We start from the raw sequence: 14,299 nt of genomic DNA on the forward strand, positions 1-14,299 counted from the left end.
TATAATTCATACTAAAAAGTTATTTAATATGTATAGATTCTATTTATTCATAGAGAAACAAATAATTTAACACTAATCATTTTAAGAATCAATAGCACTTTATTATTTGGAAATAATTACATCACAAAAAAAGGATTGATCAAAAGATCAATCCTTTACTCTACTTCATTTAAGAAAAACAACGTTATAACGCCAGGTCCTGTATGTGCTCCGATTGCTGCACCAATTGTATTTACGATAAATACTTCACAGCCAAATCTTTCTGTAATTAATGCTTTTAATGCTTCAGCTGTTTCTAAATCGTCACCGTGAGTTATACCGATTGTTTGACCTTTAAGTTCTTTTCCACGCTCTTCCATTATATCGACAATTCGGCCAAGTACTTTCTTTTTCCCTCTTACCTTTTCAAGTGGTACAAGTTTTCCTTCTTCCACGTTTAAGATCGGTTTAATGTTTAGTAAACCACCGATAAATCCTGCGACTTTACTTAAACGTCCACCTCTCACTAAGTACTGTAAGTCAGCTACAGTGAAGATATGTTCCATATGGTTCATTAGAAAATCAACACGTTTTAAAATATCTTCTTTTGATGCACCGTCTTTCGCCATTTTAGCAGCTTCTAAAACAACAAGACCTTGACCAAGCGAAGCACATTTCGTATCAATAATTTCTAAATCTAAGTTAGCATATGTTTCTTTTACTTCCTCTTTAATGAGAACTGATGATTGATATGTACCAGACAGTTCAGATGAAAAAGCTAAATATATACAAGGATTACCTTCTTTTGCATAAGAAACAAATTTTTCTTGGAAAGTTTCAAGTGAGGGCAATGACGTTCTATAAACAGCGCCTTCTCTCATTTTTTGCAATAATGTAACTGACTCTAATGTTACTCCATCTAAATACTCTGTTTCTGATTCATCATAAACACGGAGTGGAATTAAATCAATATCATATGCTTGCAGCAATTCTACCGGTAAATCCGCCGCACTATCCGTAATGATTTTAACACCCATTTTTAAACCTCTATTCTGTTATAAATATAAAAAATATAAAATAAAAATAATACTTTTAAATTATATACGTAAAACTTAAATGAAGAAAGGAAAACACTTTATATTGTATGCACTATTCTTCAAAACTTGAACTGTTAATACAAATGATTCTATTTTAAACACCTTTTTCTTATTATTTTTCTAAAACACGACTAATTTTATAAGTATTTTGTATCATTATATTTTAATTCTTTATTTTAATATAATCTTTTCAAATTCATACTGTTTAAAATTTAAAAGCCAAATCCAATAAAGGAAATGGCTTTTAAATTTTCATAAAATAACCAAACTTCATTTTCCATCACATTGCTCTCATTATTATTTTAGCGATGTTAAATATTAGTCCAGTTATGATTAATATTTATAGCCTGTACTATAATTAAAACAGTAAAAGAATCACTAGATAAAAAACAAGTTAAACACTTTATAAAATATTCAATTTAACTAGTAACGCTAATAAAATTTGGAGAAGAATTTGAACATTTACTGCTATGTCTGTATCAGTAGTCGTAACTGTAACATTTCTAGAATTTCTAATAACAGTTTCTTGTTTATTAATTTGTTTAATAGATGATTTTTGAAACAATTCTTGTGCAACACGATCAGCTTTTTCACTATCTGCTATAGAAATACTTATTATAACCACGATAGCTGCTTGTAATGCCGCTTGAATAGATAACGCAGCTTTTGTATCTGTAGTAGTAACTTCTACATCTGCTGAATCGACAATTGTAATTGATTCTTCAGAAATTTGGTAAGTTTTACTTTCTTGCGCAGCTGCTTCTGAAACACTAGCATTCTTAAAAGATGGATGAGGATTTGAGTAATCTAATGCACTCCATTTTTTATTTTCATCTGAATGACATGTTTTGTCCATACGTTCACCCCCTTTCAATCTAAATAATTATTAACTTGTGATTGTATTTCAGAAACAATACTTTTAATTTGCTGCTTTTTTTCTGGCGATAAATTTTTTAGTTTTTCTTCATTTATCCCATGCCTATTAAAAATATCTGAGAGTAAAAGGTCTATAATTATATTCTTTTGATCCTTATCAAACTTAAAGGAAGAAAATTTGTTTAAATCATCCATTTACAATATTCACTCCAATCAATTTTCTATAAAAATTTCAAATAACTAAGAGCATTATATGTAATTTAATAAAAATTGCTTGGACAAGTAACTTAATCTTCTATTTTCCACTTCTTTTTACTAATAACTTCAAAAAGCTGGCTTCTAATAAGAAGTCAGCTTTCTTTCCTTCACTTCACATAAATATAAGTTTCATTTACTGTTAAATAATGTATTTCAACTTTATTTGTAGTTTTCCACACTTGCTTTTTCATTTATCTTGAATATTAATTCAGTCATAATAAGAAGTCCAAGCTTGTACCATATGTTACAACAAAAAACGTTTACTTAGAGTGAAAACTTATAGCTAAATATCAATAGGATAGACACTTTATAAAATGTTTAGTTTAACTAATAAAGCTAATAAAATTTGAAGGAGAATTTGAATATTCACTGCAATATCTGTATCAGTAGTTGTTACGGTTACGTTTCTGGAATTTTTAATAAATGTTTTTTGTCTATTAATTTGTTTAATAGCTGATTTTTGAAATAATTCTTGTGTTATTTTATCTGCCTTTTCACTATCTGCTATAGAAATACTTACTACAACCACAATAGCTGCTTGTAATGCCGCTTGGATAGATAGCGCAGCTTTTGTATCTGTAGTAGTAACTTGTACATCTGCTGAATCAACTATTTCAATATATTCCTCAGAAATTTGATCGATTTTATCTGTTTGTATAGCTTCCTCTAAAAAATTTGTATTTTTACTAAACGAATAATAATTTAATGATTCGCAATCTTCTTTTTTTGGCTCACAATCCTCTTTTTTTGGCTCACAATCCTCTTTTTTTGGTTCACAATCCTCTTTTTTTGGTTCACAATCCTCTTTTTTTGGTTCACAATCCTCTTTTTTTGGTTCACAATCCTCTTTTTTTAGCTTAGGAGCTCGTTTTTTCGGCTCACAATCCCGATTTAATGGATCTCGGTTTTTCTTTCTTCTACAAACTTCACATTCACACATAAAATCACCCCTTTTAGTCTTAAAAGTTAGCAATATTAAAATATTGACTAACTATTAGCATTTTATGTATTTTTTAAAGATTTGTTTGGACAAGTAACTTAATCTTTTATTTTACTTCTACTTCTTTTTCTAATAAAAGAAAGCTGCCTTCAAATAAGAAGACAGCTTTCTTTGCGACTACTCTGGAATAGATTTCATACAATATAATTGTTCCTTTCTTATAACCTGAACTCGTCACTTTAGTTATAAAAATGTGAGTATATCCTATAACCTTTTTTAGGGATCATCCATAATTTATTTCATAAAAAGTGCTTTATTTTACTGAAAGGTGGTTGCGGAAACAACCGCCTTTTTATTCGGAACAAAATACAAAATAAAACTTTTATATAAAAGGCCCATAATTAAATACACTTAACTTCATATGATATATTGCATCCTTTCTTTTTAGAATGAGTAGTCGTTACTGAAGGGCACTTTTCGAAGTGCTCTTATTTTTAAATCCCTTTTCTTTTTCAGGAGGTTTTTTTTGCTAAATCCTAATACGATTTTTATCACTCAGGCTGGGGATTATTATATTTCCTTACTAGTTCCAATAATATAGTAGCTACACCAATTAAAATAAGCCTATAAACTCTATACGCTTAAATAATAATGCGTTACCAAACACAAGAACTAGTTTTACACTAAATTCACAAGGTTCTTATCCTCTTTTAGTTGAAATTATCATTTCAATACCAGCAAATCTACAACTTCAACTAATAAATTTTGCAAATGTGCTATATCAAGGTTCTTTTGATATAGCATCTTATGTTTTATATAATAAAGATAGTGCTAGTATTCCGAAGGAGGATGTCTATGAGTATCCAAATGGCTACATCTAATGATTTAGAATGGATTAATAATCAATATGACTCAATAGGATTTGTACGAAGTGATTTAAAAAGAGACAAAGTTGCAATTATTACATACAACAATGAGTATGCAGGTGTTGGACGATTAGTCCAAATAGATGAAGATACTTTAGAAATGGGTGGAATTTATATTCTTCCTCAATTTAGAGGGCTACAATTAGCTGGGGATCTTGTTTCATTTTTAGTAGAAACTGCGAAGAAATTACAAGTTCCAAATGTATATTGTCTTCCTTTTGAGGAATTAAAAAACTTTTATAAGAAATATGGCTATACTGAGGTCGATACTCCGAAAGAAGTTGTTCATCCAATTATTCTAGAAAAATATAATTGGTGTTTGGATCATTATGAAAATCATGTTTTATTATTTAAGTTGTAAAGGTACCTAAAGTGAGTATACATATTAATTATACTTGCCGCATAGATAATAACCCTACTTTATTTGGTCTACATCAGCTTCTACAAGATATACTATTACTTCTTACGCTGTCTTTTTTCTTAACCTTACTTTTGTATAAAAGATTAGTTTGTTTAAAATTACCTTAAATCGTATTCAAATAAACTAATCGAAAGGCCAATTCCTATATAATACAATTAAGTAATTAAAAGGAGCGTTATTTATGATAGATGTAATAAGACTCGTTATCTTTACTGTAGTTGCAATTGGTGCCATTATTAACATATACATAGAATTTAAAAAACCTAAAAAAAGTATATTCTCAATCGTTTTTTTATCAGTACTCTTAATTGGATCCTCAGGGTTAATTAAAAATATTTTATCTCAACTTTTATAGAAGATTGATTAAAAATCAACCTCCCGTCAATAATGTAAATAACATGATTGTATCTCTCCATTCCCCCTTTGGAGAGGAGCAGTTAGCTTTGGCTAACTCCTCTTTTATTTGAACTATTATCCACAAAATAAGTATCATACGCCTTATCAAAAACATATCCTAGTTTTTCAGCTAGTTTTGCAGATGTAGTATTCGCTGCATCCCAGTTTGGATATATCCCTTTTTCTAAACAGTCCAAGATGAGTGCTGCACTAACTATAGTCGCCAATCCTTTTCTTCTATAATTGTGATCAGTCGCAACTTCAATTTCAATGCCATTATCATAAATGCTATATGATGATGCACCGCATACAACTTCTCCTTTATACAAAATACAATACCCTATACCTCGGTTTATATAATCTTCTACTGATTGAAATTGACTTGTAAAATCTTTAGAGACTTTATGTAATGTAGGGTTATTTACGATATTTTCATCTATTCTTCTTAACTCGTATCCTTTTGGAAGCGCTGATATAAGAGATTGTAATTTTGAATGATCAAAAACTTCTGCATTACGTTTAAATTTATAGCGTAAAAACTTATCTATTTTTCTTTCGTAAAATGTTTCTAAACGCTTTTTCCATTCTACACTATTTACGATGACTAACATTCTATCAGGAATGTTTCGAAGCAATTCTTCTGTTTCTTTCACCTTTGAATCCCCAGCATAAAATGTAAAGATCCCTACCGTAATTTGCGCTACTGTCGGATTTTCAAAATCATTTACCCAAGCGGTACCCATATGTCCTTGTAAATAAGAAAGTAAAACAACGTTATTGAAATCTTCGAACATAGTAACTAATTTTTCTCTTGTATGTATATTCGCTTCATATATCATTACATTCCTGCTTTCTTTAGAATTAATGTACTTCTACTCTTTTCTACATATAAGCAAACGTCTACTACATTCCATATAATTATAAATTATTCATAAATATAAAATTATTATAACATTTAATCAAAAAGTAAATGACTTTCTAGTGTATAGGTTTACAGATAATATACTTAATAAAAATTCACAATCTATAATCTTTTATTATGTAAAAACCCTTAACATTAGTTTAAGGGTTCATTTAAAAATATATGTTATAACTCATTCTTATAAACAAATGATTCTGTTCCTCCGTTTTTATATACTTTAGTCACTTTAACAACTGATGTGTACGTATTATCGTCATTCGATATTATCTTTTTCATCTCTTCTATTTCAACATTACCAGCTCCACTCTTAATTTTCAAACAGTTCGAAATATTGAGGTATCCACTCGATGCGAAAAGAATAATAAACGTAAGATCAGGGAAATTAATGAACAGTATTCCAAACTTTAAAGGATTCGTAGCCGTATCAGATAATACTAGTCGGAAACTTAATAATTCAGGCACTTGAACAAAATCTTTAGAAACAATTGCTTCACCTATTATAGTAATTTGTTTTACTACATTTCCCATCTCATCTATAAACTCAGTACAACTAGGTGCATCAATTGTTTTTGCTTGAAGTGATAAATTCAATTCTGAATTGTGAAAGTCAAAAAAGAGTGTGCTTCCCTCTGTTAAACATTGCGGACAAACGTTTCCAAGTAGACTGAAATCTTCTTCAATAAATTTGACTTTCGTTTTACAACTACAAACTTTTCCTATTCGAATTGCATCAATCTTAGAGCAATCTACAAAAATAACCTCATCGTCCTCTTGTACGAAGGATACGACACCATTCTTCTTATTAAATGAAAGAAAATAAGATACAACAATTTCATTTCCGGCAATTACAATACTCTCAACTTTTGTAAAAGGCTCTAGACTTCGCAAAAATTCACAAATACTATTTTGGCAACATCGATCATTTCGTTTCGGCTCACAACCCACTTACACTTCATCCCTTCTCTATATGTTTTATCTCATACACATAATATGAGCGGGATATGAGAAAAGCTTGGACAATATAACTTTAACGCAGGAATATATTTGCCTACTTATCGCATTAAAAATAAATACTAACACATAAATTTCCCTATAAATACATATAACAATTTCATCTTTCATGAAAAAAACGTTATAATGAAGTGTAGCCTCTACGATTACGTTATAAAGGAGATTAAAACAATGGCTAAAATTAAAGTATACCAAGCAAAAGAAGAAAATATGGAAGCAGTTAAAAACATCATTGATGTTGAAGAACAAAATCCAACTGCTGAAAACTTACAAAATCTATACGCATGTGTATTAGATACTGAAGATATGGCATTGCCTGAATCATACATTGAAGAAGATATCTTAATTGATTCTATTGAAGTTATGGTTAACGCTTCTCAAAGCAAAATAAGAGACCTAGGTGCTTACGATGTAATCGAAGTTCAAAACAAAGGTAAGAAAACACAAATTTTATTATTAGCAGACGAAGAATACGAAATCATCGAAGGCTAATCTAAATCCGTACATACGAAAAAGCTCCTTTCCAATTGGAAGGGAGCTTTTTCATTACGCTTTTGATGTTTCGCTCTTTTTATTCTTTTGTTGTTTTTTAATTACCATGCGCTCATTTCCCATAAAGAAAATAAATATGAATGCTAAACCAGCTGGTACCAATGCCCACATAAATGTTTGGACAATTGAGCTAGAAAGAGCATCAATAATTTTATCTAATATTTGCGGTGAAATTTGAGATCTTGCCGATTCTGATAAAATAGCTCTTGAATCTCCTAAAGCGTTTGTATTCATTCCCCCGTTCATACCTTTAAATGCTTCTTCTAATTGATCTTGAAAACCTGTTCTTTGGATCATTCCGAAGATTGTAATACCAAGCGTCATGCCTAATGAACGAATGAAGTTACTCGTTGAAGTCGCAGACCCTCGCTGTTCCATACCAAAGTTGTGGATAGCCGCCATACTTAGTACAGAGAATGAGAAACCAACTCCAAATCCAATAATAATCATATACACTGTTAATAATACACGACTTGTTTCTGGCGTTAATGTGCTTAATAAAAATAGTCCAATTAGCATAATAACAGCAGAAATAATCATAATGTTTCGATAGCTAAGCTTCGTCGTTAAAAACCCACCTAATTGCGCTGTTACAACTGATCCTAACATCATCGGTAATAGTAATAACCCTGAGTTTGTTGCGGTACCTCCGTATACACCTTGAATGAATAACGGAATGTATACAGTTGCTGACATAAACGCAGCACCATAACATAAAGCAATAATGGTACTCATTCCGAATAAGCGCTGCTTAAACATCTCAAATGATATGATTGGCTCTTCTACTTTTCGTTCAATAAAAATAAATGCAATAATTAAAATAGCGAATCCACCAAATAAACTTAAAATAAAGCTAGAATCCCAGTCATACTTTTGTCCGCCAAGTTCAAGTGCAAACATTAAAGAAACTACTGCACCAACTAAAGTAATTGCGCCAAACCAATCAATTTTTTGTTTTCTATGAACTCGTGATTCTTTATAAAAGAATGTAATAAAAATAAGTGCTAAAATGCCAAGCGGTAAGTTAATGTAAAATACCCAGTGCCAGCTAATATAATCTGTAATATATGCGCCAAGTAACGGCCCGAAAATACTTGACAATCCAAATACCGCTCCGAATAAACCACCCATTTTCCCGCGCTTTTCAGGAGGGAAAATATCAAAAACAATAGTAAATGCAATCGGTACTAATGCCCCGCCGCCAATACCTTGAATGGCACGATAAATGCCTAACTGTGTAATGTTTTCAGCAGTACCACAAAGTGCCGAACCAATCATAAAGACGATTAAACCAAAAATAAAGAATCTCTTTCTTCCATACATATCTGATAGTTTACCGAAAATCGGCATACCTGCCATTTCTGCGACCATATAGGCAGAAACGACCCATACAAAGTTTTCAAGACCTCCTAAGTCACCAACAATCGTTCCCATCGCTGTTACGACAATGGTATTATCCATTGATGCCATTAAAATACCTAGCAATAAGCCCGCCACAATAAAGCCGAGCTTATTATTCTTCTCAACCATAACCTTGCTCTCCCTCATACTACTTATATTTGTTTATGTTCTTTTACGACTGTATTACCCTTTTGATTAAAACTAGTATGATATTCTACAACACTAATTTCACACCCAGGGCCAATTGTAACGTTGTTTCCTCTCACTATGTCAGCAATCGTATGTTCTAAATAAATATCATCTCCTTCAACAATTGAAGTTTGAAGGTTTCCAACATGACTAATAAAAGGAAGAAATCTCGCTTTTTTACGAATCGTAATTTTTTTACCACCAATTTCTCTTACCTTACTTCCTTCATAACGAAGTGAGATTTGAATATTTTCACCATTAAGTAATCCATCACTTTCAAGACCACCAGTTAATGATAAATTTTCTACTTCAATATTTCCCCTCACATTTAAAGCACCTTTTACTTCGACAAAATCACCTGAAAACTTCCCAGCAATATCTATCATACCTCTAACTTTTGTTTTTTCAATATGTGCATCACCATGCATTTGTGTATTACCATATACTTTTACATATTCTGCATCGACATTTCCTTGTACTTCACTATCTCCATACACAACATAATTTTTTACTTTCATATTCCCCCGTACATCACTCGTGCCGTACGTTTTAAATTCATTACAGCTCATATCATTAGAAATCGTTCCTTCACCGCGAATCTTCACTTTATTATAATCTCCGCCTGCTGAATTACCAGTACCATTTACTGTGAGACTATGTGGATGTTCCATATTACTTTCTCCTTCCCATTAAACCTGCTTAATTTCTTTTACATTTGCGCTTTTATCAACAGTAAGAACACCTGTATATTCAATGAGTTCAATCTCACAGTTCGGTCCTACTGTAATATTGTTTCCTCTTACCGTTCTTATGTGAGCATAATCAATATCGATATTGTCACCTTCTAATAGTTCAGCTTCTAACTGCAAGCCAAATACTGTTTTAAATAGCCTACTTAATGTACCTGATCTATGTCTTACTTTAATCGTTTGACCACCAATTTCTTTCGCGCGACATGTACCGTGAATATTAATATTTATTTCATCAGCGCTTAATAATCCGCCAATTGTAAATTGTCCTTCTGAAGAAAAAGTATCCACTTCACAATTACCGTCAATTGTTGCTTGACCATTGACTTTAAATTCTTCACCTGTGACATTTCCGCCTATCGTACCTTTTCCTGCAATTTTCAAACTGTTTGCCTTTACATTTTGCGTAATTGTAGCTTTCCCATCAATTCGCATCGTTTCAGCATGAACTGTGCCATCGACTTTACCAGATCCGCTAATTCGTGCACTGTTACTTTTCAAATCGCCAGTAACTGCTCCGTAACCGTTACATTCAAATTGCTCACATTCGACATTTCCATTCACAGTTCCTTTTCCGTTTAATTGCACTTTATGAAACTCACCGCCATTCGATGAACCGTAACCATTTATAATCAAATTATCTGTACGCATACTTTCTCCTCCATTACAACAATTTAGTTTTTAATGCTTCGGTATATTTCATAATCGCTTCGCGTAAAACGATTTTGGTGCCTTTTTCAAAAATTAAGTCGTCCACGTTTGAAACTAAGAAACATGTAGAAATCCCTAACTTTCGGATAATGATTAAGTCACACGTTTTATGTTTCATTGCTTCATAATTTTCACATAAAACTTGCAAGACCATTTTTCCTTCTTCTAAACTAATCTCTCCCGATTGTAGTAATTCTTCTAACATGTACACATAAAGAATATCTACAAATTGAAACTCCGCTGTTTTATTCGTTTGTTCTATGAAAAATTGTAAAACTGGTTCTGATGCAATCCCTTTACGTAAAATGTCTTCCTTCGTTAAAAGAATTTCCCTCACACTCGGTGAAAACATATTCGCTAGTTCATCAAGTGATAGATCCTCTTTCATCGTTTGGATTTTATCAATTCGCTCTAAAATCTTTTCTTTCGGAAAAAATGTCTCCTGACCCGTGAATGTAGACTTTCGTACAAACCAATCTTCCGGTATTAAATTTTTTCTTTTCCACCTATATAACTGTCCATATGAAATACCAGTAAGTTCTAATAAATCTTTTTTTGAAATTAAATCTGTACTCAACTGTATAACACTCCTTCCTGATAACAATGTAACATAACACTGTTACGCTGTAAATAGACTTTTATCACAAGTAGCGTAACAATGTGTAAAACAATCCTGTTTCACACAAAAAAAATAGGGTTCTCACGCATCTTATAAAATGCGTAAAAACCCTTATATATCAACATGTAAACCATATTTCATAAAAATCAATCCACCCTTGTGAATTAATCATTATATTTTGTACTTTTTCATGAGAAGTTACTTGTTGTTTGTTACGGTATAAAGGAATAACTTGAACTTGACGTAACAATGTCTCCTCAATATCGCGTAACAGTGTAACTCTTTCCTCTACTTGTTCTTGTTTAAAATAAGGGGACAATAATTTATGAAAATCCACGCTGCTTTGCCCATGAATAAAACTGTTTTTTGTAAGAAACATATATAACAAACTATCTTCTATTCGTTCGCTAATTGTTGCGCTATCATGCATCATATCAGCCTTTTGTATCGTACTAATTTCTAAAAGATCTTCTATTTCAAGAAAATTGGTTTCTACACGAATCCCGTACTTCGCACACTCTTTTTGTATCCATTGTGCATCTTCAACGTGATCTCGTCCTGTAAATGTGTATAGTTGTAGCACTTCACTATGATACGTACTCCTTTTAATTAAACTTTGGATATCTTCGTCAATATCTACTATACTTTCATTTGCTAATATTAGTTTTTTTGCCACTTCTCCACGTTCTCCGCCGAGTTCTTGAACGATTTTATCACCATGAATAATTTTGTATAGCGCTTTTCGAAACAGCTCATCTTGCATTGGCCCTTTTTTTACAAGATTACACGTTACATATGTCACATTCGATTCAAGCCGTGAAAGTTCTTTATTAAGATTTTCTTTATCTTTATACTGTGCCTTTACTAATACGTCATATGTATTTACATTTTGCTCTACATTCAATAGTTCAATTCGGTCAAGAAAAGGTCTTTCACGATAATATAAATCATGTACTTCTAATACAAATAAATGTGTATTCTTCTCTTGTAATATAAAAGGTCCTGTACCTATGAAGTTTCCCGCTTCATCTTCCTTTACGATAGAACATTGTTCTGCACTTATCATATGTAAAAACATCCTATTTTCCGTACGTAACTGAATTTCAATAACATATTCATCTACTGCGCGGAAGCTTTCAATATGTTGTAACATCCACGTATGTGGGTTATTTTCAGCATTCATAAATCGATTCAATGAATGTATAACATCATGTGCAGTAAGTTGTTTCCTATTATGAAAGTGAACTCCTTTTCGTAAATAGAACGTCCATATCTTTTCTGCATCATTATATTCCCATTGAAAAGCTAGCCTTGGTTCTATATAGTTTGATTCCTCATTTACATATACGAGTGTATCAAAAATATGTTTAACCATATGACATTCCGATCGCATTGTAGCGTAGACCGGATCTAATGCAATATCTAAATTCATTTGAACCTGCAAACGAAGGACATCTCTTCTCCCTTCGGATGTCCTTTCTATTTGATGACCAAATATGGAATCCATCCAAGCTTCATACTCTTTCTTTACTAACGGAAATTGTAAGCTGTAGCGTTCCACAAATGAAATTCCGCTTCTTACATCCCCTTTTTTCGTTAGTTCTTTTCCTCTGTCTAAAATTAATGTCATTGGTTGCTTTTGAAATATTAGTTTAGAACGATTCCCTCTTCCGCGCCCTGGAAACCAAGCAATCCAATTTAATTCATCTAACTTTTTGATAATTAATTTACTATTCCGTTCTGTACAAAATAATGTTTCTGCAATCATTTGTACTGTTACTTCAAATTGTTCGCCTTCTTGTCTCTCTTTACCATAGGCACACCATAGTTCAATATATTGATCTAAAATAAACATCATACTCCCCCTAAAAGGTGAAAAATACCCCCTTTTATTTCTACCCTTTTTCTCTTTCTCCTTTCATCTTATCATTTCAATATAGAAAGGAGGAATTAATATTGACCAATCTCTTACTACGTTATAACAAACCAATTATTATAAGAATGTGCGGCGAATTATTAATCCGAACAACAGAATCCATGTTAGCCATCATTATGATTATTTACGTTGATAAAATGTTAAACGGTAATATCATAATAACTATGCTAATTTTCGGATTACAACCACTTTCAGACATTGTATTTACACTTATTGCTGGAGGAGTGACTGATAAATATGGACGAAAGAAAATTATGTTACTAGGATTGTTACTACAGGGCGTTGCAATCGGTAGTTTCATTTTCGCTCAATCCGTTTTTATCTTTGCATTATTATACGTTATAAATGGTATTGGCCGTTCCTTATATATTCCCGCTCAACGTGCACAAATTGCTGATTTAACAAAACATGGGCAGCAAGCAGAAATCTTCTCACTTCTGCAAACGATGGGAGCAATAGGTACTCTAATCGGTCCTTTAATTGGTACTATTTTTTATAAGACTCACCCTGAATATGTATTTATAGTGCAAAGCATTACACTTATAGCATATGCAGTCGTTGTTTGGACGCAGCTTCCAGAAACTGCTCCGGCAATGATAACACCAACGCAAAAGCTTAAAGTATCATCTCCAAAGCAATTTGTACACAAACATTACGCCGTATTTGGACTAATGATTACTACAATTCCTATTAGCTTTTTTTATGCACAAACTGAAACAAATTATCTTATTTTCGTGAAACATACAATTCCGGATTTCGATCGCATACTCGTTTTTATTACAACATGCAAAGCTCTTATGGAAATCACTCTACAAGTTTTCCTTGTGAAATGGTCTGAACAATTTTCTATGGCGAAAATCATACTTATTGCTTACACCTGCTTTACGATAGCTGCAATTGGCTATGGATTTTCAGCAACAATCTTGTCACTATTTTTCACATTACTCTTTTTAGTCATTGGAGAAAGTGTTGCTTTCAACCACTTGCTTCGATTCGTTTCACAAATCGCTCCTACAGATAAACGTGGATTGTATTTTTCAATTTACGGGTTACATTGGGATGTATCTCGAACGTGCGGTCCTGTTATCGGTGCGGTTTTATTAAGTAAACTAAACGGTAGTATGCTATTTTATAGTTGTGCTTGTTTCTTAATGATTGGCGGCATTATTCAAGCTCTTTTTGTTCAAAATTTAGAGCGTAATAAAATAAAAAAAGACATTTCGGAGCATACTCCCCATGTTTTATAGGCTGCATTCCCCACCCTTTTAACAGTAAAAAGAAGGATGTCACAAAAGTCTCGATGACCTTTGTGACAT

At 32.1% G+C, this 14,299-nt stretch carries 14 protein-coding genes; 3 read left to right on the top strand and 11 right to left on the bottom strand.

Features of this window, described 5'->3' with window-relative positions:
- Nucleotides 1-155 precede the first annotated feature (155 nt).
- From PSR14_RS14660 to PSR14_RS14675, 4 genes are all read right to left on the bottom strand, one after another.
- The gene (locus tag PSR14_RS14660) at nt 156-1,016 is read right to left on the bottom strand and encodes a DegV family protein (protein ID WP_000538295.1); all 861 of its coding nucleotides are present in this window, start codon (nt 1,014-1,016) and stop codon (nt 156-158) included.
- 463 nt (nt 1,017-1,479) lie between these two features.
- Nucleotides 1,480-1,932: a spore coat protein gene (locus PSR14_RS14665; protein ID WP_000361679.1), complete on the bottom strand. Its 453-nt coding sequence runs from the start codon at nt 1,930-1,932 to the stop codon at nt 1,480-1,482.
- A gap of 14 nt (nt 1,933-1,946) precedes the next feature.
- Nucleotides 1,947-2,147 carry a spore coat protein W gene (locus PSR14_RS14670; RefSeq protein ID WP_000342253.1) on the bottom strand — a complete coding sequence of 67 codons (201 nt, stop codon included), beginning with the start codon at nt 2,145-2,147 and terminating at the stop codon, nt 1,947-1,949.
- Between the two features lie 370 nt (nt 2,148-2,517).
- The gene (locus PSR14_RS14675) at nt 2,518-3,150 is read right to left on the bottom strand and encodes a spore coat protein (RefSeq protein WP_076874362.1); all 633 of its coding nucleotides are present in this window, start codon (nt 3,148-3,150) and stop codon (nt 2,518-2,520) included.
- An 855-nt stretch (nt 3,151-4,005) separates the two neighbouring features.
- On the opposite strand from PSR14_RS14675, the gene PSR14_RS14680 reads away from it, so the two are divergent.
- Nucleotides 4,006-4,437 carry a GNAT family N-acetyltransferase gene (locus PSR14_RS14680; protein ID WP_000027226.1) on the top strand — a complete coding sequence of 144 codons (432 nt, stop codon included), beginning with the start codon at nt 4,006-4,008 and terminating at the stop codon, nt 4,435-4,437.
- 497 nt (nt 4,438-4,934) lie between these two features.
- On the opposite strand, the gene PSR14_RS14685 is transcribed toward PSR14_RS14680, so the two are convergent.
- Both PSR14_RS14685 and PSR14_RS14690 read right to left on the bottom strand, forming a co-directional pair.
- A complete protein-coding gene (locus PSR14_RS14685; RefSeq protein ID WP_098487565.1) occupies nt 4,935-5,732 on the bottom strand; it encodes a GNAT family N-acetyltransferase in 798 nt (265 codons plus the stop codon).
- A gap of 248 nt (nt 5,733-5,980) precedes the next feature.
- Complete coding sequence (locus PSR14_RS14690) at nt 5,981-6,760, bottom strand: BC_2878 family exosporium-associated protein (RefSeq protein WP_048557949.1); 780 nt, start codon at nt 6,758-6,760, stop codon at nt 5,981-5,983.
- Nucleotides 6,761-6,997: 237 nt separating this feature from the next.
- On the opposite strand from PSR14_RS14690, the gene PSR14_RS14695 reads away from it, so the two are divergent.
- A complete protein-coding gene (locus PSR14_RS14695) occupies nt 6,998-7,318 on the top strand; it encodes a hypothetical protein (protein ID WP_001062732.1) in 321 nt (106 codons plus the stop codon).
- 54 nt (nt 7,319-7,372) lie between these two features.
- On the opposite strand, the gene PSR14_RS14700 is transcribed toward PSR14_RS14695, so the two are convergent.
- The 5 genes from PSR14_RS14700 to PSR14_RS14720 all read right to left on the bottom strand — a co-directional run bounded on the left by PSR14_RS14700 (nt 7,373) and on the right by PSR14_RS14720 (nt 12,902).
- On the bottom strand, nt 7,373-8,908 hold the full coding sequence (locus PSR14_RS14700; protein WP_000229603.1) for an MDR family MFS transporter: 1,536 nt from the start codon (nt 8,906-8,908) through the stop codon (nt 7,373-7,375).
- A 23-nt stretch (nt 8,909-8,931) separates the two neighbouring features.
- Nucleotides 8,932-9,639, bottom strand: a complete 708-nt coding sequence (locus tag PSR14_RS14705; RefSeq protein WP_098487567.1) for a polymer-forming cytoskeletal protein — start codon at nt 9,637-9,639, stop codon at nt 8,932-8,934.
- A gap of 18 nt (nt 9,640-9,657) precedes the next feature.
- Entirely contained in the window at nt 9,658-10,368 is a 711-nt protein-coding gene (locus tag PSR14_RS14710) for a polymer-forming cytoskeletal protein (protein WP_001258377.1), read from the bottom strand.
- Between the two features lie 13 nt (nt 10,369-10,381).
- Nucleotides 10,382-11,005 (bottom strand): YhbD family protein, encoded by a 624-nt coding sequence (locus PSR14_RS14715; protein WP_000102247.1) that lies wholly within the window; start codon nt 11,003-11,005, stop codon nt 10,382-10,384.
- 160 nt (nt 11,006-11,165) lie between these two features.
- Entirely contained in the window at nt 11,166-12,902 is a 1,737-nt protein-coding gene (locus PSR14_RS14720; RefSeq protein ID WP_098487568.1) for an SgrR family transcriptional regulator, read from the bottom strand.
- A 101-nt stretch (nt 12,903-13,003) separates the two neighbouring features.
- On the opposite strand from PSR14_RS14720, the gene PSR14_RS14725 reads away from it, so the two are divergent.
- On the top strand, nt 13,004-14,230 hold the full coding sequence (locus PSR14_RS14725) for an MFS transporter (RefSeq protein ID WP_098487569.1): 1,227 nt from the start codon (nt 13,004-13,006) through the stop codon (nt 14,228-14,230).
- Nucleotides 14,231-14,299 lie beyond the last annotated feature (69 nt).

Origin of the sequence: Bacillus sp. A01H, from assembly GCF_045277205.1 — a bacterium.
Classification (GTDB): domain Bacteria; phylum Bacillota; class Bacilli; order Bacillales; family Bacillaceae_G; genus Bacillus_A; species Bacillus_A paranthracis.